This window comes from Janthinobacterium sp. EB271-G4-7A (genome assembly GCF_020858075.1).
Lineage (GTDB): Bacteria > Pseudomonadota > Gammaproteobacteria > Burkholderiales > Burkholderiaceae_D > Janthinobacterium > Janthinobacterium lividum.
This window is the reverse complement of record NZ_JACYMI010000001.1, coordinates 1555392-1579589: the sequence shown is the minus strand read 5'-3', so window position 1 is coordinate 1579589 and position 24198 is coordinate 1555392. Positions and strand designations below refer to the sequence as shown.

The following is a 24198-nucleotide window of genomic DNA, read 5'->3' as shown; positions in this document are numbered from 1 at the left end:
TCTTAGCGGTCAATACTGCCGAACACGATATCTTGCGTCCCGATGATGGTCACGGCGTCGGCAAGCATGTGCCCACGCGCCATCTCGTCGAGCGACTGCAAGTGGGCGTAGTCTGGCGCGCGCAGTTTCATGCGGTACGGCTTGTTGGCGCCATCGGACACCAGGTACACGCCGAACTCGCCCTTCGGATGTTCCACGGCACTGTAGGCCTCGCCTGGCGGCACGTGGAAACCTTCCGTAAACAGCTTGAAGTGGTGAATCAGCGATTCCATGTTGGTCTTCATGTCGACGCGGCCCGGAGGCGCCACCTTGCGGTTGCTGGTCATGACAGGACCTTCATTGTTGCGCAGCCACTCCACGCATTGCTTGATGATGCGGTTCGACTGGCGCAGCTCTTCCACGCGGACCAGGTAGCGGTCGTAGCAATCGCCATTGGTGCCGATAGGAATGTCGAAGTCCATCAAGTCGTACACTTCGTACGGCTGTTTCTTGCGCAAGTCCCACTGCACGCCCGAGCCGCGCAGCATGGCGCCCGTAAAGCCCATGGCCAGCGCATCTTCCGGCGAGACCACGCCGATGCCGACGGTACGCTGTTTCCAGATACGGTTGTCGGTCAGCAGGGTTTCGTACTCGTCCACGGAGTTCGGGAAACGGCGCGCGAAGTCTTCGATGAAGTCCAGCAGGGAACCCTGGCGGTTTTCGTTCAGCTTGCCGATGGCCTTGGCGTTGCGGATGATCGATGCCTTGTGCTGCGGCATCGCGTCCGGCAAGTCGCGGTACACGCCGCCCGGGCGGTAGTAGGCCGCGTGCATGCGCGCGCCCGACACTGCCTCGTAGGCGTCGAACAAGTCTTCGCGGTCGCGGAAGCAATACAGGAACGGGCCCATGGCGCCAACGTCCAGCGCGTGGGTGCCGAGCCACATCAGGTGATTCAGGATGCGCGTCATCTCGTCGAACATGACGCGGATGTATTGCGCGCGCAGCGGCACTTCCAGGCCCAGCATCTTTTCGATGGCCATCACGTACGCATGTTCATTGCACATCATCGACACATAGTCGAGACGGTCCATGTACGGCACGGATTGCAGGTAGGTCTTCTGTTCGGCCAGCTTTTCGGTGGCGCGGTGCAGCAGGCCGATATGCGGGTCGGCGCGCTGGATGACTTCGCCGTCCATCTCCAGCACCAGGCGCAGCACACCGTGCGCGGCCGGATGCTGCGGCCCAAAGTTCAGGGTGTAGTTCTTAATCTCAGCCATTATTTCATCCCGTAATGTTCTTCGCGGATCACGCGCGGCACGTTTTCCCGCGGCTCGATCGTCACGGGCTGGTAAATCACGCGCTTTTGTTCCGGATCGTAACGCATCTCGACATAGCCGGAGACGGGGAAATCCTTGCGGAACGGATGGCCGATGAAACCGTAGTCGGTCAGCAGGCGGCGCAAGTCGTTGTGGCCTTCGAAGAGGATGCCCAGCAAGTCGAATGCTTCGCGCTCGTACCAGTTGACGGCACGCCAGATGCCCACCACGGAAGGCAGCAGCGGCATGTCGTCGTCCGGTGCGAACACGCGCACGCGCACGCGCCAGTTGTGCTTGACCGACAGCAAGTGCGACACGGCCGCGAAACGCAGGCCATCCCAGCTACCGTCGCCATAGGTCGAGTAATCGACGCCGCACAGGTCGAGCAGCTGCTCGAAATGCAGGGTCGGATCGTCGCGCAAGGTCTGCATCACGGCCAGGTAGTCCTCGGCCTTGACGACCAGGGTGACTTCGCCCAGCGCAACCGTCGTGCTAACGCGATCGCCCAGGGCAGTGCCGAGGGCGTTTTGCAATACTTCTAAATGTGTTGTCATAATCTGAAGCGGCCCCGTTAGCGTGCGATCGTGCTGGTACGCTTGATCTTGTTCTGCAACTGCATGATGCCGTACAGCAAGGCTTCAGCGGTCGGAGGACAGCCAGGCACATACACGTCGACGGGCACGATGCGGTCGCAACCGCGCACCACGGAATAGGAGTAATGGTAGTACCCGCCGCCATTGGCGCAGGAACCCATCGAGATGACCCAGCGTGGCTCTGCCATCTGGTCGTAGACCTTGCGCAGGGCCGGCGCCATCTTGTTGCACAGGGTGCCGGCAACGATCATGACGTCGGACTGACGCGGCGACGGACGAAACACGACGCCGAAACGGTCCATATCGTAGCGGGCTGCGCCCACATGCATCATTTCGACCGCACAGCAGGCCAGACCGAACGTCATCGGGAACATAGACCCGGTGCGCGCCCAGTTGATCAGCTTGTCGGCCGAGGTGGTGATGAAACCTTCGCTTAATACGCCTTCAATAGCCATGGCTTATTCCCAGTCAAGGGCACCTTTCTTCCAAATGTACCAAAATCCGACCACGAATTCAGCGATGAACACCATCATCGTGACGAAACCGGCCCAACCCAGGTCGCGCATTGCAACGCCCCATGGGAAAAAGAATGCCGTTTCCAGATCGAACAAAATAAACAGGATTGCGACCAGATAGTAGCGCACATCAAATTTCATGCGCGCGTCTTCGAATGCTTCAAAGCCACATTCGTACGGGGAGAGTTTTGCTGCGTCAGGCTTGTTAGGACCTAACAGGCGCCCCAGGAGCTGGGGAGCGATACCGACACCAAGGCCGATAATAATGAACAGCAGGACGGGGAAGTAATTTTCGAGGTTCACGATTGATGAGCTTATATTGAACGATCGGTTAAATGAGGACGCTGCGATCATTTGCAGCGTATCTAACGCACGACCCCAATCAAAGCTAAGACCAGGATCGAACGACACATCCTCGTAAAAAAAGCCAGCAACTTTGTACGAGCCATGGCTCGTGCGCCGTTGCTGGCTTCTGATTTCTGGTGCCGACGACGAGACTCGAACTCGTACAGCTTTCGCCACTACCCCCTCAAGATAGCGTGTCTACCAATTTCACCACGTCGGCGGTAAGGCCCGTATTCTACTCTGCTTTGCCGCTAAAGTTAATGCACAAATGCATCAAAACACAGATAAAAACGATAAATTTTTACATCTTCCAGCGCGTCACGATTTTTTCCTGCCGCACTGCTAAAACATTGAGCAATAATCTGCCCGTAATGAGAATTACTCTCGATGAGGTATCGAGTTAATACAGAATTACTTCGGAATCGCGCCGGCCGGGGTGCTGGCAACCGGTGCCGCCGCCGCTGGAGCGCTGGCCGCTGGTGCCGCAGGGGCTGCTGGCACCGTCGTCGGGATCGCGCCCGCGCCGGTGACCGGCACTGGCTTGACGACTTTATCCATCACGCCGCCGCCCACCGTGGTGGCGCGCTGATTGGCCATCAGCGACAGGGCCAGGGTGGCGCCGAAGAAGATCGCGGCGGCAACGCCCGTCGATTTCGACATGAAGTTCGACGAACCCGTCGCACCGAACAGGCTGCCCGAGGCGCCCGAACCGAAGGCGGCGCCCATGTCGGCGCCCTTGCCGTGCTGCAGCAACACCAGCGCGATAATCGACAATGCCGAAATAACCTGTACTACCACTACCAGATTGAACATCATGTTCATTGCAATTCCATTCTTAGTTTAAATTAATTCAATCAGCGGCGTGAATAATTGCCAGGAAATCCGCCGCCTTCAATGCTGCTCCACCGATCAGACCGCCATCGATATCCGGCATCGCCATCAATTCTTTTGCGTTCTCCGGCTTCATGCTGCCGCCGTACAGGATTTGCACGCCGGCGGCCGCTACCGCATTCTTTGCCACCAGCTGGGCGCGCAATACCTGATGCACGTCCTGCGCCATTTGCGGCGTGGCGGTCTTGCCCGTGCCGATGGCCCAGACTGGCTCATAGGCCAGCACCAGTTTCGCCACGTCGTCGGCGGAAATCGCCGCCAGCACGGCGCCCAGCTGCTGCGCCACCACGGCATTGGTCTGGCCCGCTTCGCGCTGCGCCAGGGTTTCGCCGATGCAGACGATAGGCGTGATGCCTGCCGCCAGCGCGGCAACCGTCTTGGCCGCCACCTGCGCATCGCTCTCGCCATGGTAGGCGCGGCGCTCGGAATGCCCGATCACCACGTAGCCGCAGCCAAAATCCTGCAGCATGGCGGTCGAGATTTCCCCCGTGTAGGCGCCGCTGGCATGCGCGGACACATCCTGCGCGCCCCAGCCGAGCGCCGTGCCTGCCAATTGCGCCTGGCACTGCGCCAGATACGGCGCAGGCACACAGACGGCGCTGGCGGCGCCAGAGGCAGCCAGGCCAGCAACTATTTCAGACAATAACACCGCGTTCGAGGTGCGACTGCCGTTCATTTTCCAATTTCCGACGACGAGTTTGCGACGCATAGTAGCCTAAATTCTAATAACCCGTCATTCTAACTCCGGCACCGATGCCGGTCAAACAGGCAGTGCCCCGTTTCAGGCAACTTGCAACATGATCTTGCCCACGTGCGTGCTCGCTTCCATCAAGGCATGCGCCTCGTTGGCTTTTTCCAACGGGAAAGTTTTATAAATCACGGGCTTGATCTTGCCCGCTTCGATCAGCGGCCAGACGGTCGCGCGCAGGTGGTTGGCGATGGCCGCCTTGAAGGCGACCGAACGGGGACGCAGGGTGGAACCCGTCACCGTCAGGCGACGGCGCAGCAAGCTACCCAGGTCCAGTTCCGCCCTGGTGCCGCCCTGCACGGCGATCAGGCCGATGCGGCCATCGTCGGCCAGGCAGTCGATTTCGCGCGGCAGGTAGTCGCCGCCCACCATGTCGAGGATGACGTCGACGCCCTTGCCATCGGTCAATTCCTTGACGACGGCAACGAAATCTTCCGTGCGGTAATTGATGCCCCGTTCGGCACCCAAGGCCTCGCAGGCGCGCGCCTTCTCGTCGCTGCCCGCCGTGGCAAACACGCGGTGACCGAGCGCGGCAGCCAGCTGGATGGCCGTCACGCCGATGCCGGACGTGCCGCCCTGCACCAATAACGTTTCGCCATCGGCCAGCGCGCAGCGGTCGAAGACATTGCTCCAGACGGTAAAGAAATTCTCGGGCAGGGACGCGCCTTCCAGCGCCGTCAAGCCTTTCGGCAAGGGCAGGCACTGGCCGGCGGGCGCGGCACAGTATTCGGCATAGCCGCCGCCCTGCACCAGTGCGCAGACCAGGTCGCCTTTCTTGAATGCGGTGCTGGTGAAATCACCATCGACGACCTCGCCCGCCACTTCCAGGCCCGGCAAGTCCGACGCGCCGGCTGGCGGCGCGTATTTGCCCAGGCGCTGCAGCACGTCGGGGCGGTTGATGCCGGCCGCATGCACCTTGATCAGCAGTTCGCCCGCCTTATATTGCGGCATGGGACGTTCGGCGATCTGCAAAACGTCGGCGGGACCTGGCTGGCTGATGGCAACTGCACGCATGGCGGGACTCTTTCAAGGGAAAACGGCGATTGTACGCCAAGCCGCCAGCCCTTGCAGGGCACCGCTTCCCCTTAGGCGCCGCCCGTCTTCGACTGCCGCGGCAATGGCGTACCGGGCTTCCATTTTGCCGACAGGGCTTGCCCTTCCTCGACTTGCTCATGCGTCATCTTGCGCACCACGGCGGCGCGCTGGTCGGCCGCATTCGCGTTGCCATTCGCGGCCGCCAGGTTCCACAGCATGTAGGCGATGACATTATCCTGCTGCACGCCGCCCATGTGGTAGCGGTACATCAGGCCCAGCACCTGCTGTGCCTCGGCATGGTTCTGCTCGGCCGCCTTGCGGAACCAGCCGACGGCCTGCTTATGGTCTTGCAGCACGGCGTTGCCCGTGTAATACATGGCGCCCACCACATACTGGGCGTCGGCCTTGCCCTGCTCGGCCGCCTTGCGGTGCCAGAACATGGCTTGCTTGTAATCCTGCGGCAAGCCCCGTCCCATGTAATACATCAAGCCCAGCAAATGCTGGGCATCGGCACTGCCGGTCTTGGCCAGTGGCAATATTTCCTTGTAGGCGAGCGCGTAATTCTTGTTGTTGTAGGCGCTGGCGCCTTCGGCGAAGCCAGCCCGCGCGGGTAGCTGTATCGTCAACAGCATGAGTAATGTAATGATCAGTTTTTTCATCGGAATGGGATGTGGTCTGACTACTTATTCTTGTCCTGCCAAAAGGCCTGCGGCAGGATGCTTTTACTTCCAGCTAACTTTGCCCAGGCCCTCGACGCTGACATCGCGGTTGACCGGCTTGCCGTACACCACCACCGAACCGAGCCCGCTCAAGTTCAGCTTGGCATTCGTATGGGCATTCACCGTGGCGTTGCCGAGGCCGCTCAATTCCAGGTTAACGGCGTCCGCTTCAAACTGCTGCGCATTCAGGCTGCCCAGGCCACCCAGGCTGGCTTTCAGGAGCCGCCCGCGTCCGCCCAGCACCACCGAGCCGGCGCCCTGCAAGTCCAGCTCGGCCCGCTCATTGTTACCTATCCATATCTGCATGCTGCCCACGCCGCCCAGGCTGGCGTTGAGCTTGCGGTAATCGCCCACCAGCTTGATGCTGCCCGCCCCTTCCAGCGACAGGGTCAGTTCCTCGCCCTTGAAACCCGTGATGTCCGTGCTGCCAAAACCTTCCGAGCTCAGTTCGCGCAAATTCGGCAAGACCAGGTCGGCGCGGATCGACGAAGGGCCGATCTTGAAGCCGCGCACTTCCGTTTCGATGTGCAGGGTATCGCCGCTTTGCGCCGTGCTGACATCGGCGATATAGCGCTTGTCGGCCGTGATGCTCAGCGAAGGCACGTTGCCCTGGCGAATGCGCACTTCCATCACGCCATCGAGCTTGACGCGCACCACGCGGGCGTCGACGTTGCGCATTTCCAGCAAGCGGGTCTCGGCGGCCGCGCCGCGCACCAGGCCCAAAGTCGCCAGGAACAGCAGCGCCAGTTGCAGTGTCTTTTTCATGTAATGCATCCTCGGTATCTTGTTTTTATGTGCCGCGGCGCCCTCGTGGAGCTCCCGCGCATTGCCACTGGCTGCCACTGTAGCAGCAGCAAAAATTGCTGACAATCAATTATGCGAAACGGGCTTTTTCGGCGGCGTTCAGGCGCTTGGCCTTGACGACCACCACGTGCATGGCAGCCTTGCCCGCTGGCGCAGCCAGGGTGGCGGTGGAGCTGGCCACTTGCAGGGCCGGGGCGGCCGGGGCGATGGCGTAGCAGCTGGCGCTGACCAGGATGGCGGCGGCAACGGCAATGACTTCCATGTTTTTAGCGACGTTCATGTTGTTCTCCTCGGGTGTCTGGCGGTGGGCTTGCGGTATGGTGTCACTATAGCCATACCGCCCCCGGCAGACACGCCGATTGCGACGAACTGCGCTTTTGGCAGGCTGGCCTGACAAAAACGCGGATGAACGTCACATCCAGCAGAGTTCGCCTTAGAACTCTTCCCACTCGTCGGCGCCCGCCTTGGCCGCCTTGACGGGCTTGATCGGCGACAGCGCGCGGGCTGGCGCGCGCGGTGCAGGGGCAACAGGCTTGGCCTTGAGGCGCGTCACGGGCGCCGGTGCCGCAGCAGGCGTATCGCCCAGGCGGAACATGCCGACGGCTTGCGCCAGGTCCACGGCCTGCTCCTGCAGGCTTTCCGCGGCGGCGGCCGCCTGCTCGACAAGGGCCGCGTTTTGCTGCGTCATGGTATCCATGTGCGTGACGGCCGTATTGATTTCGCCGATGCCGGCGCTCTGTTCGCGGCTGGCCACCGTGATCTCGCTCATGATGGTGGTCAATTGCTGCACCGACGCCACCACCTGATCCATGGTCTGGCCCGCTTCATCGACGAGGCGACCGCCCGCATCGACTTTTTCCACCGAGTCACCGATCAATTCCTTGATTTCCTTGGCCGCGCCAGCGGAGCGTTGCGCCAGGTTGCGCACTTCGGACGCCACCACGGCAAAGCCCCTGCCCTGCTCGCCGGCGCGCGCCGCCTCGACGGCCGCATTCAGGGCCAGGATATTCGTCTGGAAGGCGATGCCGTCGATCACGCCGATGATGTCGACGATCTTGCGCGAGCTTTCCTGGATGCCGGCCATGGTGCCGACCACTTGCTGCACCACGCGGCCGCCCTTGGCCGCCACTTCCGAGGCGGATACGGCCAGCTCATTGGCCGCATGCGCGTTTTCCGCATTCTGCTTGACGGTCGAGGTCAGCTCATCCATCGAACTGGCCGTTTCTTCCAGCGCGCCCGCCTGCGCTTCCGTGCGCGAGGACAGGTCGGCATTGCCGGCGGCAATATCGGCCGACTCGCTGCGCACCAGGGTGCTGATGCTGCGGATCTGCACCAGCACGGTGGCGATCTTTTCGACAAACAAGTTAAACGCCTTGGCGATCTGCGCCAGCTCGTCCGAGCCTTCCGCGTCGAGGCGGCTGGTTAGGTCGCCGTCGCCCGTGGCGATCGCTTCCATCGCATCGCGCACCAGGCCCAGGCGGCGCAAGGCGCGCGCCACCAGCGCGCTCAATACCGTGGCGGCCAGGGCCAGCACCAGCAAGGCCGTCAAGGCCGAGGCGCGCAGCATGGAGGTCAATGCCTGCGTCGCTTCTGCGCGGTCGAGCACGGTGGCCAGCAGCCAGTCGCTGCCCGGCACCTTACTTACATGCAAGATGCCATCACGCTCGCCCAGGCGGATGGCGGCGCCATCGCCGCTCTTTTCAATATCGGCCAGCGCCTGCGCGCTCAGGCCCGGATCGAGTTCGGCCAGGGGCTTCAAGGTCAGCTTGCCGTCCGGGTGGGCGATGATCTTGCCGCCGCCATCGACGAGGAAGGCATAGCTGGACCCCGTCGGCTTGATCGATGCGACGTTTTGCACCACGGCATCCATCATCACGTCGGCCGCCAGCACGCCCGTCACGCTGCCCTTGCCGCCCAGCGGCTCGGCAAACGTCACCACCAGCTTGCCCGTGCTGGCGCCGATATACGGCGCCGTGATGACGGGGCCGCCCGCTTCGGACGCCAGCTTGTACCAGGGCCGCGCCGTAGGATCATAGTCTGCGGCGCGCTTGCGCTCTTGCGAAAAGACGGCGTGCTTGTCGGCAAAGCCGATATACGCCATGTCGAAGGTGCCCGCCTGCTCGGCCGCCTTCAGGGCCGGCAGCGGATCGGCTGCCGTGGCGCCCTGCTTGAGCGAGCCCACCACGGCTTGCTTGGAGCGCAGCCATTCGGCGATGGCCGCGGCATGGCTGTGCGACAACTGCAGCATCTGCGTGTCGAGCGCGGCCAGGGTGCTGGAACGCGTAGTGAAGAAATTGGCGATGGCAACGGCCAGCATGGCCAGCACGACGATGGAAACGGCGATGGCGATCAGCCGCGCCTTAAGGGAGGACAACATGGTGCATCCAATAAAAAAGAGAAAATCGGGAGGGATGCGCCATGGTCGATGAATAAGATTTTGTCGTCAAGCAATACTGACAGTCAATTACCCATAAACAACAATTGATACCATATATTAATTACAGCTCGCCCCGCAGCTTGCGCAGGGCTGGCGATTCACCACCCGTCGCTTCGATGCGGAAACGGGCAAATGCCTGCTCCAGTTCAGGGTACTGGCGCAAGCCGCCTTCCGTAAAATAACGCCCGCCGGGGATGTCGCCCCACGGCAGCGGCGCGCTCAAGGCCCCGCTGCCCGCCAGGGCCAGCAGCGGTTCCAGCGCGCTGCGCAGATCGGCCACCTCCCCATCGGCGGGCGCCAGGCGGGCCAGCAACTGTTCCAGTTCGGCGGCAAGGGCTTGCAAACGCTGTTGATCCATCATCTCTCCTCAGTTCTTGATCGTGCCGATCAGCACGGGGGCCGACCACAGGCTGCGGTTGGGCAATAGATACTGCTGTGCCCCACCCTTGCGCCGCACCAGCCCACCCAGCTCTTGCGTCGGCGCCACCTGGCTGACGAACACGTTGACAGTGCCCTTGGGCATGATCTGATACACATCATACAGCGGCGCCTCGCTCTTCAAGGGCAAGCCGAAACAGTCGGCCAGGCTAGTGCAACGGCTGGATGCCAGCTGCAATTGCGCGCTGGTAGTGAAATACGGCGAGTACGGCGACACATTCTGGCCATGCGGCACGATTTTTACCAATGCGGCCGACATGGCTTGCAAGTCGGGCAAGGTACTGCCGGAAGCAAGCTGTTCTACGGCCCGCGCATAGATGGTGTCGGCCGGGGCGGCGGGATCGGCGGCGCGCAGTTCGCTCAGGAATTGCCGGCCCGGTGCGCTGTCCAGGTAGGGATCGATCGCTTCGCGCTGCAAGCCCGCCGTCTTGAAGGTGCTGAGGTCATTGATTTCGCGCGCATGCACGGCGCGCAAGGCGTCGAGGTCTTGCGCCGGCATGGCCGCGGACGCGGCGGCGATGGGGATGGGCAACGGCACCGGCGTGGGTGCATTGTCCAGCTGCGCCCGGACACCGGGCGCGACGGCAAGCAGAAAGGCGGCGGCCAGACCGCAGAATGTGCGCATGCTGCATCTCCTTGGAAGACTCGTTCAGGGGAAGATCCCACCCCGAATCTACAAGGCGCGGCAGCGGCCGATACGCGCTGGATCAAGGCCGGTGCAGACAGGCGGGCAAGGCGGCACACGCCTTCGATACAGCGCAAACGCAGCGCATAAAAAAAACCGCCAGGGCTTGCGCGCCGGCGGTTTTTAAGCATGCGGCCGAAGCCGCACTCAGGCGTACCTGAAGGACATCAAGCGGCTGGCGCTTCGTTGCCTTCGGCAGCTTTCATCGACAGTTTCAGGCGGCCGCGGTCATCCGTTTCCAGAACCTTGACGCGGACCAGCTGGCCTTCTTTCAGGTAGTCGGCCACGGCGTTGACGCGCTCGTTGGCGATCTGCGAGATGTGCAGCAAGCCGTCCTTGCCTGGCATGACTTGCACGATGGCGCCGAAGTCCAGCAGTTTCAGCACGGTGCCTTCGTAGGTCTTGCCCACTTCGACGGAAGCGGTCAGTTCTTCGATGCGGCGCTTGGCTTCCTGGCCGGCAGCAGCGTCGACGGAAGCGATGGTGACCACGCCTTCGTCGCTGATGTCGATCTGGGTGCCCGTTTCTTCGGTCAGCGCGCGGATCACGGCGCCGCCCTTGCCGATCACGTCACGGATTTTTTCCGGGTTGATCTTGATCGTGATCAGACGCGGTGCGAAATCGGACAGTTCGGTTTTGACGTGCGGCATGGCTTTTTGCATTTCGCCCAGGATGTGCTCGCGGCCTTCCTTGGCTTGCGCCAGTGCCACTTGCATGATTTCCTTGGTGATGCCCATGATCTTGATGTCCATCTGCAGCGCCGTGATACCGTTGCGGGTACCGGCTACCTTGAAGTCCATGTCGCCCAGGTGATCTTCGTCGCCCAGGATGTCGGACAGCACGGCAAACTTGCCGCCTTCCTTGATCAGGCCCATGGCGATACCGGCCACGTGTTCTTTCATCGGCACGCCGGCGTCCATCAGTGCCAGGCAACCGCCGCACACCGATGCCATCGACGAGGAACCGTTCGATTCCGTGATTTCCGATACCAGGCGCACCGAGTAGCTGAACTCTTCAGCTGCTGGCAGGGCGGCGATCAGCGCGCGCTTGGCCAGGCGGCCGTGGCCGATTTCGCGGCGTTTTGGCGTACCGACACGGCCCGTTTCGCCGGTGGCGAACGGAGGCATGTTGTAATGCAGCATGAACGAATCCGTGAACTCGCCCATCAGCGCATCGATCTTCTGGCTGTCGCGGGCGGTGCCCAGCGTCGCCACGACCAGCGCTTGCGTTTCGCCGCGCGTGAACAGGGCCGAACCGTGGGTGCGTGGCAGCACGCTGGTGCGGATCGAGATCGGACGCACGGTGCGCGTGTCGCGGCCGTCGATGCGTGGCTCGCCGTCCAGGATCTGCGTACGCACGATTTTCGCTTCGATGTCGAACAGGATGTTGTTGACTTCAGCGCTGTCGATGGACGCGCCGCCGGCGGCAGCCGCTTCGGCCGACAGGTCGGCGATCACTTCCGACGTCGCCGCTTTCAGCTTGGCCGTACGCTCTTGCTTGTCCTTGGTTTGATACGCGTCATTGATCTTGGCGTTGGCGAAATGCGCGACGCGGGCGATCAGTGCTTCGTTTTTCGGCGCAGGCGCCCATTCCACTTCCGGCTTGCCGCCGTCACGCACCAGGTCGTGAATCGCGTCGATGACGACTTTCATCTGGTCGTGGCCGAAGACCACGGCGCCCAGCATGATTTCTTCGGACAGCTGTTTCGCTTCCGACTCGACCATCAGCACGGCCGTTTCGGTGCCGGCGACAACCAGGTCCATTTCCGACGTTTTCAGCTGCTGGACGGTCGGGTTCAGGATGTACTGGCCATTGGCGTAACCGACGCGCGCTGCGCCGATAGGACCGTTGAAAGGCACGCCCGATACGCACAGGGCGGCCGATGCGCCGATCATGGCGGCGATGTCCGGATCGATTTCAGGGTTGACCGACAACACGTGAATGATGACTTGCACTTCATTCAGGTAGCCTTCCGGGAACAGCGGACGGATAGGACGGTCGATCAAACGGGATGTCAGTGTTTCTTTTTCGGAAGGACGGCCTTCGCGCTTGAAAAAACCGCCCGGAATTTTACCGGCAGCATAGGTTTTTTCGACATAATCAACCGTCAAAGGGAAGAAATCCTGGCCTGGCTTGGCATCTTTGCGTGCCACCACCGTTGCCAGAACGACGGTATCTTCGATCGACACCAGCACTGCGCCGGATGCCTGACGCGCGATTTCGCCGGTTTCCAGGGTCACTTGGTGTTGACCGTACTGGAAGGTTTTCGTAACTTTGTTAAACATGGGGTATCCCTTTTCTAATTGCCGACAGATTTTCAGGGGCTGTCGTTCACCTCACCACAGGCGGCGTAAAAATGCTGCCTTTACTTGTTGCCACCTTTACTACTTTACTTTTAAAACATGATATCGGGAGAGAATACTGTACTTCTCGATATAAATCCGGAATTCAAATGACAAAATGCCCGCGTCAGCGAACTGGCGCAGGCATTTCTGTATAAACCTTGTACGGCAAAAATTACTTGCGCAGACCAAGTTTAGCGATCAGGTCGCGATAACGGGTAGCGTCTTTAGCCTTCAGGTAGGACAACAGGCTCTTACGACGGTTGACCATCATGATCAGGCCGCGGCGGGAGTGGTGATCTTTCGAGTGGGCTTTGAAGTGGCCGTTCAGTTCGTTGATGCGAGCTGTCAGCAGTGCAACTTGCACTTCAGGGGAGCCGGTGTCGTTTTGACCACGTGCGTTGTCCGCGATGATAGCGGCTTTGTTGATGTTTTCTACTGTCATGATAAACCTTTCACATGCGGTGCACAGAGTCTGAACCCTATCCACCGTGAACTACGATTATTAAAATACTGGCCTATGCTGCCAACCAGACGCGCAAGTATATCGGAAAAAAGCCCGTCTGTATCCTGCCGTGCGGCCTTTTCTCGGTGCATGATAGGATTTTCCTGCATTTCAGGAGGTCAAACATGAAAAAACTGCTCAAATCAGCAACACCGCTGCTGTTTGCCGTGCTGGCCGGCTGCGCCAGCTGGAACGCCCCGCCGCCCCAGCCGGGCGAGCCGCGCGCTGCCGTGGAAGCGCGCCTGGGCCGGCCGACGAATATCTATCAATTGCCCACCGGGCTTGAACTGGAATACGCGACGGGACCGTACGGCCAGTACACGTACATGGCCCGCTTCGGCCCCGATGACAAGCTAATTTCCTACGAGCAAGTGCTCGACACGCCGGGCTTTGCCCGCATCAAGGTGGGCGTGTCGACCCAGCAAGACGTGCTGCACACCCTGGGCCGCCCGACGGAAACATCGTACCTGTCGCTGCCGAAACTGCACGTCTGGTCCTACCGCTACAAGGAATCGGGCGTCTGGGATTCCATGATGCACGTGCACTTCGACCACGACGGCATCGTGCGCATGATGATGAACGGGCCCGATCCGGCCAAGGAAGAGCGGCGTTTTTTCTGGTAGCGGGCATGGCAGGCAGCCGTGCTCCTGTGTGCCGTGACAATGTGTGACTTTTCACCTGTAAACATTGTGTAAAGTCCTGCGGATAAAATGGCCCGTGCCGTGTTGGCCACACATTCAATCGACTGCAAGGAACCAGATGCCGCATCAGCAGGAAGTCAGCCGTCCATATCATCGTTTCGCCCCTCCCCTGTTCCTCGCACTCGCCCTTCTGCTGTCCGCCTGCGGCGGTGGTGGTGGGGGCGGTGGCGGCGTATCGCCGCCCGTCACGCCACCGGTGACGCCACCCGCCAGCAGCAGCGATACGCCTCTGCTACTCACGGCAGGCAATGCCTCGGCGGCCCCCGTTCTGGCCTTCGGTAATGGCGCCGTGGCACTGGGCGCAGCACAAATGGTCGTCGACTGGGCTGGCCAGTTCAGCACGAGTACCACGCAAACGAAGCCCTGCCGCGGTGGCGGCACGCAAAGCGCCACGTTTAGCGACGCCAACGCCAACGGCAAGGTCGACGCGGGCGACAAGCTCAGCGTGACATATGTCGCTTGCCATTCAAAGGAACTGGAAGGCGTTGTCGACGGCACCACGAATGTCACGTTTGCGGCGCCAGTCAACGACCAGCATCTGGCGGGAACGATCAGCTTTGCTCCCGGCTTTGGCGACCACACCAGCACGCCGCGCGAAGATCTGGCGGGCAGCCTGCGCTTTGACCATAGCATCGGGCCACTCTCGCGGATGCTGCGCATTCATTCCGACACGCAACCATTCATCATGGTGTATTCCGACGCCAACCAGACTAAAAAGGAAACCATTACCGCGCTGGAGTTACAGCACGAGTTGCGCATCGATACGGCACGCGCCACCACCAGCATGCGCTACCACCTGGCCAGCGATTTGCTCGGCGGCAGCCTTGAGGTCAGCACGGCAACGCCATGGCGCGCCTGGTTCGACACCTATCCCGACGCCGGGGAACTGCTGCTGACCGGTGCGAACAATAGCAAGGCCAGCCTGCGCGTCAATCCACGCCCGGCGCCGGACCAGCTCAACATCTTGCTCGGCGACACCGTACTGGCTACCGCCCCGGCCCAAGGCACAGGCTTTTTATGGAGTAGTGGCGCCTGGCGGCCACAAAATGCCAGCCTGGACCGCTACGACACAAAGTCCGACCTGCCCAGCGGCTTCCAGCTGCTGATCGCGCCGGACACGGCCAAACTGGCTCCGGCCGGCACACTGACCTGGGTATATACGCGCACGCTGGACACGCCACGGCTGCACAACGCGCTATTCCGGCAGCAGGGCAACGATCCGGTGGATATTCCGGCAACCATCAGCACCAATGGCGCCATACTGACAGTCCAGCCGGCCACACAACTGCGGGCCGGTGCCACTTATCAACTGACATTCGATAACCTGCAAAGCGATCCCATACGCGATATGGCCGGCAATGCCCTGAGTGCGCCGGCCGGCATCGTGAATGTGACACAAAGCATCAGCGCAGTCATCGGCACCAATGGAACGCCGGCCTTGATGCTGGGCGCCGGCGCCACGCTGACACTTGATGCCGGCGGCTCGTCGGCCCATGGTGCGCCGGCCAGCGGCACGCGCTGGCGGCAGCTTTCCGGCCCCGCGCTCGTCATGGATCAGCCGAATGCACAACGCGTCACGCTATCGAGCCCGACGCCAGCCAAGGGCGTGGCCGTCATTGAATTGGAAGCAAGCAACGCCATAGGCGAATCCGACAAGCAGCGCATCAACATTGATGTACTGACCGATACCACACAGGCGCTGGTCTTCAGCTATCGGATCGGTACGGGCGCCCCGGTGATCGACAGCAACGCCGCCACTGCGGAAGCCAGCTATGTGCGCTACTTTTTGGACAAGAACGTGCTCGATATCATGTCCACCCGGAGCCATCTGCGCTTCCTGACAGGCTTGCCGGCCAACCAGGCCTGGCAGGCCGGGACCACCTTTTCCTATGGGCCGGGCAACACTGACGGCGTCGAGGGCGGTTTGCTCGGACGCTACAATTTACCGCAATGCACGTCTGCTGCAGGCAGCTTCACTGTGCTCGAATTTGCGCGTGACGCCACCGGCCAGCCATCGCGGGTCGCGCTCGATATCGACGACATGTGCGCCGGCACTCGCACGCAAATGTCGATCCGGTACGGCAGCGACTTGCCCTTGCGTTAAGAGCCCACCGGTCGCGGACTAGCGTTTTCAAGGCTGCGGGTCGATACGTTCATCCTTGGCATGCAGTTTATTTAACGCCGACAGATACGCCTTGGCCGAGGCCACGATGATGTCCGGGTCGGCGCCCACGCCGTTGACGATGCGCCCGTCGCGCGACAGGCGCATGGTGACTTCGCCCTGCGACTGCGTGCCCGTGCTGATGGCATTGACTGAAAACAAGACCAGCTCCGCGCCGCTGGCCGCCGCGCTTTCGATGGCGTTGACGGTGGCGTCGACGGGGCCGTCGCCCCGCCCTTCGCAACTCAGTTGCTTGCCGCCGACGAGGAATTCCACGCGCGCATGCGGCACGGCGCCCGTCGTCGACTGCTGCGTCAGTGAAATGAAACGGTAGTGCTCACTCTCCTGCGCCTGCTGTTCTTCGCTGACGAGGGCCATGATGTCTTCGTCGAAAATCTCGGATTTCCGGTCCGCCAGCTCCTTGAAGCGGATGAAGGCGGCGTTGATGTCCGCTTCCGATTCCAGCGCGATGCCCAGCTCGTGCAGCCGCTGCTTGAAGGCGTTGCGGCCCGACAGCTTGCCGAGGACGATCTTGTTGGCCGTCCAGCCCACGTCTTCGGCGCGCATGATTTCATACGTCTCGCGCGCCTTCAAGATGCCATCCTGGTGGATGCCGGACGCGTGCGCAAAGGCGTTCGCGCCGACGACCGCCTTGTTCGGCTGCACGGCAAAGCCCGTGATTTGCGACACCATCTTGGATGCCGCCACGATTTGCGTCGTATCGATGCCCACCGTCAAGTTGTAATAGGCGGCGCGCGTGCGCAGCGCCATCACCACTTCTTCCAGCGCCGTGTTGCCGGCCCGCTCGCCAAGGCCATTGACGGTACACTCGATCTGCCGCGCGCCGCCGATCATGACGCCGGCCAGCGAATTGGCCACAGCCAGGCCCAGGTCGTTATGACAATGGACAGACCAGATGGCTTTATCGGAGTTCGGGATGCGTTCGCGCAAGCGCTTGATGGTATTGCCGAAGATCTCCGGCACGGCGTAACCGACCGTGTCGGGGAAATTGATGGTGGTGGCGCCCTCGGCGATCACGCCCTCCAGCACGCGGCACAGGAAATCCTCGTCGGAGCGGCTGCCGTCTTCGGGGCTGAATTCGATGTCGTCCGTGAACTGGCGGGCAAAGCGCACGGCGTTCTGTGCCTGCAGCAAGACTTCCTCGGGCGTCATGCGCAGCTTCATCTGCATGTGCAGGGGCGACGTGGCGATAAAAGTGTGGATGCGCTTGCGCTCGGCCGGCTGCAGGGCTTCGGCGGCGCGGGCGATGTCGCGGTCGTTGGCGCGCGACAGCGAACAGATGGTGGACTCGCGCACGGCGCCGGCAATTGCCCGTATCGACTCGAAATCGCCCTGCGAGGCAGCGGCGAAGCCCGCTTCGATCACGTCGACCTTCATGCGTTCGAGCTGCTTGGCGATGCGCAGCTTTTCCTCGCGCGTCATGGAGGCGCCCGGCGATTGCTCGCCGTCGCGCAAGGTGGTGTCAAAAATGATGAGTCGGTTGCTGGTGTTCATGGCTGCTCCTGGCTGGCTGAAGACTGGCGACGCTACCGACTCAGCGCATCAATGCTCGGGGTCGGTCTGGATGATGCTGACGGGCTTGCCCTTCGCCATGCGCCAGAAAAACACGGCGTAGCCGGACAGGCCATAGGCGACGAAGATCGGGAACAGCACTTTCGGCGGATCAATGGAAATGAGCGCAAAAAACAATGCCAGCAGGAATACCACGATAAAGGGCACGGACTTGCGGAAATTCACATCCTTGAAACTGTAGAACGGCACGTTGGTGACCATGGTCAGGCCGGAGAACAAGGCGATCGTCCACGAGACCCAGGCCAGCTGGTTGCCGGCAAATTCCAGGTCGTTCATCAGCAGGATGAAACCGGCCACCATGGCCGCCGCCGCCGGGCTGGGCAAGCCCTGGAAGAAGCGCTTGTCGACCACGGCGATATTCGTGTTGAAGCGTGCCAGGCGCAAGGCGGCGCCGGCGCAATACACGAAGGCGGCCAGCCAGCCCAGCTTGCCCATGCCGCGCAGCGACCATTCATAGATCACCAGCGCCGGCGCGGCGCCGAACGACACCATGTCGGACAGGCTGTCGTACTGGGCGCCGAATTCGCTCTGCGTATTCGTCAGGCGGGCGATGCGGCCGTCGAGGCCGTCGAGGATCATGGCGATGAAGATGGCCCAGGCTGCGTGTTCGAATTTCTGGTTCATGGCCATGACGATGGCGTAGAAGCCGCAAAACAGGGCTGCCGTCGTGAAGGCATTCGGCAACAGATAGATGCCGCGGCGGCGCAAGGTTTTCTTGCCAGTGCCATCGCTCACCGGTTGGCGCACGAATTTGCTGAAGCGGGACGCTTTGGATACTGCGGGGGTGCCGTTCTTGCCTCTACGACGGGGGAAGTTTGCCATGTTGTTCCATATCTTGTGTACTGCGGGGATTCGGTGCCAGATGGCAGGCGCATTCGTCTTGCGGCATGCGCCTGCCGATGTTGCCATTATAGAGGAGCCACCGCCAAAGAAAAGCGCGGCGGCGTCAAGCTGGCAATATTGACGCCGATACTATCCTATTTGAACTTGATCTTCGCCACCAGGCCCATGTTCAGGGTCGTTTCGCCCGCTTCGAAGCTCGGTTCGGCCACCTGGTTGCCGCCATAGCCCATGGCATCGGCGCTCATGTTGCGCGCGCCGGCCACGCTGACGCGCTGGGCGTAATTGCCCGAACCTTCGAAATCGATGGTATCGATCACGGCATCATTGACATTGCGACCCATGGCGCCGGCGATGGCGGCCACGCGCTCGTTCAAGTTCTTGTACGCGGCCGCGATGCGCTGGTCATCGAGCTTGCGGATGGTGGCCGGCGCCAGGCCGAAATTCAAGCGGTTCAGGGTCAGCACGCCTTGCGCCGCGGACACGGTTTTCGGCAAGGCGGCCAGGTTGGTCGTCGTTACCTGCAGATACTGGCCCACTCGCCAGCCGGTCGGCACACGCGGCTTGGCGGCGGCGCCCGGCGGCAAGGGCGCCGTTTCCGGATACACGGCATACGTGTAGTAGCCCTGGGTCTTCAGCACGGCTTGCGGGTCGGCTTTCTTGACGATGGCCGCGCCCTGGTTCATCTTCTGGTTCACGCGCGAGGCGGCGGCGGCCTTGTCCTTGTCCTGCTCTTCGATGGCCAGGGTGACGGTCACCTGGTCATTCGCATGCACCACTTCGCCGTTGGCGGGCACCACCACGAGGGTGCCGGAGGTGGGCAGGGCCTGGGCTTGTGCGCTCAGGGCAACGGTAGCGGCGGCGGCGGCCAGCATAGCTTTCATGACGGTCATAGTGTTCTCCTGGAAATAATGGGGCAAAAACGACCATGGGGCCAGCAGCCCCATGATCTTTACAACATGCTAACGCGGAAGCATTTCCGCGCGACTCAGCTTACTTGAGCTTACTTGAACTTGACCTTGCCGACGACGCGCATGTCGAGCGTCGTTTCGCCCGGCTCGAAGCTCGGTTCGGCAACGGTGCTGTCTTCAGCCATCTTGGCGCTGCGCATCATCATCGGCGCGGCGGCAGCACGGTTTTCGGTGACATAGTTGCCCGAACCTTCGAAGTCCACCGTATCGAGCACGGCGTCGGAAACGTTGCGGCCCATGGCCTTGGCGATGGCGGCCACGCGCTCGTTCAGGTTTTTATACGTGGCGGCGATGCGCTGGTCATCCAGCAGGCGGATGGTTTCCGGCTTCAGGCCGAAATTCAAGCCATTCAGGGTCAGCACGCCTTGCGCCGCCGACACGGTTTTTGGCAGGGACGCCAGGTTGGCCGTCGTCACTTCCAGGTACTGGCCCACGCGCCAGGCCGTTGGCAGGCGCGGCTTGGCAACGGCGCCAGCCGGCAATGGACGCTCTTCCGGATACACGGGATAGGTGTAGTAGCCGTACGATTTCAATGCTGCCGACGGATCGGCCTGCTTGACGATGGCGATACCCTTGTTCATCTTCTGGTTGACTCTCGACGCGGCGGCAGCCTTGTCCTTGTCCTGTTCTTCGACGGCCAGGGTAGCGACCACCTGGTCATTGACATGCTTGACTTCGCCAAACGCGGGTACGACCACCAGGGTGCCGTTGGTCGGCAGGGATTGGGCTTGTGCGCTCAGGGCAACGGTGGCGGCGGCGGCAACAAGGACGGATTTCATCACGGTCATGGGGGTACTCCTAGGTAGTTAATATGGCTGACAGCCAGCGAAGGGGACGCTTTTGCCATCCCTTTCGCCTGAGAAACTTGTCAAACTGTGTAGATTCTAACGCCTCATTCATTCCTGTGGCGCAAATTAACAAATCGTCACAAAATGTGCTTGCCAGTCACATCTGCTCACATTTCAACACAGCGACATTCAAAATAACAGTGTTCTTAGTGACCGTGCACTGCGCCGCCGCTGCGCCGGCCCGGCTTGAAACTATGCCGGTGCGCGCGCCAGGCGATGGTCAGTGCCACCATCAGCAAGGCCAGCATGGCCCACGGGAACGACGCCGCGCCATAGCCGTCGAGCAGCATGCCGCCCGCCAGGCCGCCGCCCGCGATGGCCACGTTCCAGATGGTCGCCACCATAGCCTGCGCCACATCCATGCCGTCGCCAGCCGCGTCCGCCGACGCCGTCTGCAGCAAGGTGCCGGCGCCGCCAAAGGTGATGCCCCAGATGGCCATGCTGACATAGATGACGATCGGGGAGTCCATCGCCAGGCCCAGCGCCACCATCACGAGGGCAAACGCGGCGATGCAGCCAAGCACGAGCGGGCGCAGCCAGCGGTCGATCAGCTGGCTGACCAGCCAGATGCCGGCCAGCGAGCCCACGCCATACACAAGCAGCACCAGGTCGACGCGGGGGCGCAAGCCTGACGGCGCCAGGAACGGCGCGATGTAGGTATATAGAATGTTATGCGCCAGCATCCAGGCGACGATGACGGCCAAGATCGGCCGCACGCCCGGCGTCATGAACACCTGACGGATCGACAGGCGTTCGCCATTCTTTTGCCCCGGATAATCGGGCACGGCCAGCAACACCCACGCGACCAGCACCACGGCCATGCCGGACATGATGCCGAAGATGCTGCGCCAGCCCAGCACGCCACCCATCAGGGTGCTCAGCGGCACGCCCAACGACAGGGCCAGCGGCGTGCCGATCATGGCAATGGCCATCGCCCTGCCCTGCTGTTCGACGCTGACCATGCGGCGCGCGTAGCCGGCCATCAAGCCCCAGGCCAGGCCAGCGGCCATGCCGGTGACGAAGCGCGAGGCCAGGGCGACCATATAGTTGGGCGACAGGGCCGTCGCCGTATTGAAGATCAAAAAGCCAATGATGGCCAGCAGCAAGACATTGCGCCGGCGCCAGCCGCTCGTCAGGGCCGTCAGGGGAATGGCCGTCAGGATGGAACCGATGGCGTAGACGGTCACCAGCTGGCCCGTCATGACTTCGGAAATATTCAGGTCCCGGGCAATCTGCGGCAGCAAGCCGGCCGGCAAGGTTTCCGACAGGAGGGCGAGAAACGCCGTCATGGCCAGGGCCAGCAAGGCCAGGACGGGAAGCCGTTCGGAAACGGAGGATTCTGCAGCGCCCGGCATGGGTACTGTGGCGGTAATGCGGTCGGTCATAGGGGTCCTTCAGGTTGCGCAAGCGGCTGATCAATTAGCGCCTGGCGTGCTACAAAAGCGGTGATGCGCGTTGCGGTCGGCAGATACCGAAACAGATGCAGTCCATGGGAAACTGCAAAGGAAGGGCGGAATTATATAGGAGGCGGGCGAAAAGCGTGCGCGCCAAGACAGCCGTGCTTGAACCGGCAGTGCTCAAGCTGGCGTCATGCAGGCATCATTGGCCGCCTTGCGCGGCGAAAACCAGGCATTCGATTTCGGACTGTACAGGAAGGCGCAGATGACGGCGAACGTCAGCGCGCCAGGCAAGACGTTCATCTTCAGCGGCACGGTCGCCAGGCAGAATGCAATGTCGATCACGCCCCACACCAGATACACAGTGCGCGCGCCACGCTGCCTTTGCAGCATGGCCAGCGCTGCCACCAGGGTAATGCCCTGGCTGAAGAGCAACATCGCGTATTGCACCCCGGCGGGAATCACGCTGTCCCCCATTCCGGCCAGCATGGCGGGATCGTCGCGGCCGAGGTAAGCCGACACCAGCGCTGACAGCGAGCCGATGACCAGAAACCAGCAGCTGATGGCAACCGAGACGGGGCGCTTGACCACATGAAGATTACCGATAAAAACTTTAGAAAAAACAAGCATGGTGCTGACGGTATTGTTGAATGGGCCTGATTGTAACGGATGTTGCCTGCCAGGCGCCGGCGCACAAAAAAAGCCGGCTTGCGCCGGCTTCTTGTGAGGAACGATAGTTGCTACGATAGCTGCTTAGTTCTTCGACTGGTCAACCATCTTGTTCTTGGCGATCCAAGGCATCATGGCGCGCAGTTTCGCGCCCACTTCTTCGATCTGGTGCTCAGACGTCAGGCGGCGGCGCGAGATCAGGGTCGGTGCGCCTGCCTTGTTTTCCAGGATGAAGCTCTTCGCGTATTCGCCCGTTTGAATGTCTTTCAGGCATTGACGCATCGCATCTTTGGTGGCCGAGGTCACGACCTTGGGACCCGTCACGTATTCGCCGTATTCGGCGTTGTTCGAGATCGAGTAATTCATGTTGGCGATGCCGCCTTCATAGATCAGGTCGACGATCAGCTTCAGTTCGTGCAAGCACTCGAAGTAGGCCATTTCAGGCGCGTAACCAGCTTCCGTCAGGGTCTCGAAGCCGGCCTTGATCAGTTCCACGGCGCCGCCGCACAGCACGGCTTGTTCGCCGAACAAGTCCGTTTCAGTTTCTTCGCGGAAGTTCGTTTCGATGATGCCGGCACGGCCGCCGCCGTTGGCCGAGGCGTACGACAGGGCGATATCGCGGGCGATGCCCGATTTGTCCTGGTACACGGCGATCAGGTGGGGCACGCCGCCGCCCTGGGTGTAGGTGGCGCGCACGGTGTGGCCCGGGGCTTTCGGCGCGACCATGATCACGTCCAGGTCGGCGCGTGGCACGACTTGGCCGTAATGCACGTTGAAGCCGTGGGCGAAGGCCAGGACGGCGCCTTGCTTGGCGAACGGGGCGATGTTTTCGTTGTAGACCTGGGCGATGTTTTCATCCGGCAACAGGATCATGATGACGTCGGCTGCTTTCACGGCGTCGTTGACTTCCGCTACTTTCAGGCCCGCTTGCTCGACCTTGGTCCACGAAGCGCCGCCCTTGCGCAGGCCGACGGTGACGTTGACGCCCGAATCGTTCAGGTTTTGTGCGTGTGCATGGCCTTGCGAACCGTAGCCGATGATGGCAACGTTTTTGCCTTTGATCAAGGAGAGGTCAGCGTCTTTGTCGTAAAAAACTTTCATGGTATTTCCTATAATTTGATGATGCGTTGTTGTTTTAAATGCGGCGCCAGGGCCGCGTAGTGCTGCTTGTCTTTTATACTTTGAGGATGCGTTCGCCGCGGCCGATACCGGAACCACCCGTACGGACGGTTTCCAGGATGGCGGCGCGGTCGATCGAATCGATGAACGCGTCGAGCTTGACCTTGTTGCCGGTCAGTTCGATCGTGTACGTCTTTTCGGTGACATCGATGATGCGGCCACGGAAGATATCGGCGGTGCGCTTCATTTCCTCGCGCTCCTTGCCCACGGCACGAACCTTGATCAGCATCAACTCGCGTTCGATATGCTGGCCTTCGGTCAGGTCCACCACCTTCACCACTTCGATCAGGCGGTTCAGGTGCTTGGTGATCTGCTCGATGATGTCGTCCGAGCCGCTGGTGACGATGGTCATGCGCGACAGGGTCGAGTCTTCCGTCGGCGCCACCGTCAATGTTTCGATGTTGTAGCCGCGTGCCGAGAACAGGCCCACCACGCGCGACAGGGCGCCCGCTTCGTTTTCCAGCAAGACAGAAATAATATGGCGCAT

The 24198-nt window shown here is 61.4% G+C and carries 25 protein-coding genes and 1 tRNA gene; 2 read left to right on the top strand and 24 right to left on the bottom strand.

Features of this window, described 5'->3' with window-relative positions; translation table 11 throughout:
• Positions 1 to 2: 2 nt before the first annotated feature.
• The 16 genes from IGS58_RS07185 to rpsO all read right to left on the bottom strand — a co-directional run bounded on the left by IGS58_RS07185 (position 3) and on the right by rpsO (position 13292).
• Positions 3 to 1256: an NADH-quinone oxidoreductase subunit D gene (locus IGS58_RS07185; RefSeq protein WP_034749992.1), complete on the bottom strand. Its 1254-nt coding sequence runs from the start codon at positions 1254 to 1256 to the stop codon at positions 3 to 5.
• Positions 1256 to 1849: an NADH-quinone oxidoreductase subunit C gene (locus IGS58_RS07180; RefSeq protein ID WP_034779526.1), complete on the bottom strand. Its 594-nt coding sequence runs from the start codon at positions 1847 to 1849 to the stop codon at positions 1256 to 1258. Before IGS58_RS07180 ends, IGS58_RS07185 begins: the two co-directional genes overlap by 1 nt.
• A 17-nt stretch (positions 1850 to 1866) precedes the next feature.
• A complete protein-coding gene (locus tag IGS58_RS07175) occupies positions 1867 to 2343 on the bottom strand; it encodes a NuoB/complex I 20 kDa subunit family protein (protein ID WP_010399733.1) in 477 nt (158 codons plus the stop codon).
• Between the two features lie 3 nt (positions 2344 to 2346).
• On the bottom strand, positions 2347 to 2706 hold the full coding sequence (locus IGS58_RS07170; RefSeq protein WP_010399734.1) for an NADH-quinone oxidoreductase subunit A: 360 nt from the start codon (positions 2704 to 2706) through the stop codon (positions 2347 to 2349).
• A gap of 177 nt (positions 2707 to 2883) precedes the next feature.
• Positions 2884 to 2968, bottom strand: a tRNA-Leu gene (locus IGS58_RS07165).
• A 191-nt stretch (positions 2969 to 3159) separates the two neighbouring features.
• Entirely contained in the window at positions 3160 to 3570 is a 411-nt protein-coding gene (gene secG, locus IGS58_RS07160; RefSeq protein ID WP_070255615.1) for a preprotein translocase subunit SecG, read from the bottom strand.
• Between the two features lie 28 nt (positions 3571 to 3598).
• A complete protein-coding gene (gene tpiA / locus IGS58_RS07155; protein WP_230520958.1) occupies positions 3599 to 4348 on the bottom strand; it encodes a triose-phosphate isomerase in 750 nt (249 codons plus the stop codon).
• 72 nt (positions 4349 to 4420) lie between these two features.
• Entirely contained in the window at positions 4421 to 5401 is a 981-nt protein-coding gene (locus IGS58_RS07150) for an NAD(P)H-quinone oxidoreductase (protein WP_230520957.1), read from the bottom strand.
• 71 nt (positions 5402 to 5472) lie between these two features.
• Complete coding sequence (locus IGS58_RS07145) at positions 5473 to 6081, bottom strand: tetratricopeptide repeat protein (RefSeq protein ID WP_070255624.1); 609 nt, start codon at positions 6079 to 6081, stop codon at positions 5473 to 5475.
• A gap of 63 nt (positions 6082 to 6144) precedes the next feature.
• Entirely contained in the window at positions 6145 to 6906 is a 762-nt protein-coding gene (locus tag IGS58_RS07140; RefSeq protein WP_034779536.1) for a GIN domain-containing protein, read from the bottom strand.
• 109 nt (positions 6907 to 7015) lie between these two features.
• Positions 7016 to 7225, bottom strand: coding sequence for a hypothetical protein (locus IGS58_RS07135; protein WP_034779538.1), 210 nt, complete (start codon positions 7223 to 7225; stop codon positions 7016 to 7018).
• A gap of 153 nt (positions 7226 to 7378) precedes the next feature.
• A complete protein-coding gene (locus tag IGS58_RS07130; protein ID WP_230520956.1) occupies positions 7379 to 9322 on the bottom strand; it encodes a methyl-accepting chemotaxis protein in 1944 nt (647 codons plus the stop codon).
• 121 nt (positions 9323 to 9443) lie between these two features.
• Entirely contained in the window at positions 9444 to 9740 is a 297-nt protein-coding gene (locus tag IGS58_RS07125; protein ID WP_230520955.1) for a hypothetical protein, read from the bottom strand.
• 9 nt (positions 9741 to 9749) lie between these two features.
• Positions 9750 to 10445 carry a hypothetical protein gene (locus tag IGS58_RS07120; RefSeq protein ID WP_230520954.1) on the bottom strand — a complete coding sequence of 232 codons (696 nt, stop codon included), beginning with the start codon at positions 10443 to 10445 and terminating at the stop codon, positions 9750 to 9752.
• A gap of 227 nt (positions 10446 to 10672) precedes the next feature.
• Complete coding sequence (gene pnp / locus IGS58_RS07115) at positions 10673 to 12790, bottom strand: polyribonucleotide nucleotidyltransferase (protein ID WP_010399742.1); 2118 nt, start codon at positions 12788 to 12790, stop codon at positions 10673 to 10675.
• Positions 12791 to 13022: 232 nt separating this feature from the next.
• Positions 13023 to 13292 carry a 30S ribosomal protein S15 gene (rpsO, locus tag IGS58_RS07110; RefSeq protein WP_010399743.1) on the bottom strand — a complete coding sequence of 90 codons (270 nt, stop codon included), beginning with the start codon at positions 13290 to 13292 and terminating at the stop codon, positions 13023 to 13025.
• A 185-nt stretch (positions 13293 to 13477) separates the two neighbouring features.
• On the opposite strand from rpsO, the gene bamE reads away from it, so the two are divergent.
• Together bamE and IGS58_RS07100 are read left to right on the top strand one after the other, a co-directional pair.
• Positions 13478 to 13975: an outer membrane protein assembly factor BamE domain-containing protein gene (gene bamE, locus IGS58_RS07105; RefSeq protein ID WP_230520953.1), complete on the top strand. Its 498-nt coding sequence runs from the start codon at positions 13478 to 13480 to the stop codon at positions 13973 to 13975.
• A gap of 136 nt (positions 13976 to 14111) precedes the next feature.
• A complete protein-coding gene (locus tag IGS58_RS07100; RefSeq protein WP_230520952.1) occupies positions 14112 to 16157 on the top strand; it encodes an Ig-like domain-containing protein in 2046 nt (681 codons plus the stop codon).
• A gap of 27 nt (positions 16158 to 16184) precedes the next feature.
• Here IGS58_RS07100 and IGS58_RS07095 read toward each other — a convergent pair whose 3' ends face one another.
• From IGS58_RS07095 to ilvN, 8 genes are all read right to left on the bottom strand, one after another.
• Entirely contained in the window at positions 16185 to 17729 is a 1545-nt protein-coding gene (locus IGS58_RS07095) for a 2-isopropylmalate synthase (RefSeq protein ID WP_230520951.1), read from the bottom strand.
• A 48-nt stretch (positions 17730 to 17777) separates the two neighbouring features.
• Positions 17778 to 18629: a CDP-diacylglycerol--serine O-phosphatidyltransferase gene (gene pssA, locus IGS58_RS07090; RefSeq protein ID WP_070255639.1), complete on the bottom strand. Its 852-nt coding sequence runs from the start codon at positions 18627 to 18629 to the stop codon at positions 17778 to 17780.
• Positions 18630 to 18784: 155 nt separating this feature from the next.
• Positions 18785 to 19540 (bottom strand): SIMPL domain-containing protein, encoded by a 756-nt coding sequence (locus tag IGS58_RS07085; RefSeq protein WP_070255643.1) that lies wholly within the window; start codon positions 19538 to 19540, stop codon positions 18785 to 18787.
• 110 nt (positions 19541 to 19650) lie between these two features.
• Entirely contained in the window at positions 19651 to 20406 is a 756-nt protein-coding gene (locus IGS58_RS07080) for an SIMPL domain-containing protein (protein WP_034779548.1), read from the bottom strand.
• Positions 20407 to 20612: 206 nt separating this feature from the next.
• Positions 20613 to 21851, bottom strand: coding sequence for an MFS transporter (locus tag IGS58_RS07075; protein WP_230520950.1), 1239 nt, complete (start codon positions 21849 to 21851; stop codon positions 20613 to 20615).
• A gap of 192 nt (positions 21852 to 22043) precedes the next feature.
• Entirely contained in the window at positions 22044 to 22454 is a 411-nt protein-coding gene (locus tag IGS58_RS07070; protein ID WP_070255646.1) for a hypothetical protein, read from the bottom strand.
• 162 nt (positions 22455 to 22616) lie between these two features.
• Positions 22617 to 23633: a ketol-acid reductoisomerase gene (ilvC, locus tag IGS58_RS07065; protein WP_034750044.1), complete on the bottom strand. Its 1017-nt coding sequence runs from the start codon at positions 23631 to 23633 to the stop codon at positions 22617 to 22619.
• A 73-nt stretch (positions 23634 to 23706) separates the two neighbouring features.
• Positions 23707 to 24198 carry an acetolactate synthase small subunit gene (gene ilvN, locus IGS58_RS07060; RefSeq protein WP_010399754.1) on the bottom strand — a complete coding sequence of 164 codons (492 nt, stop codon included), beginning with the start codon at positions 24196 to 24198 and terminating at the stop codon, positions 23707 to 23709.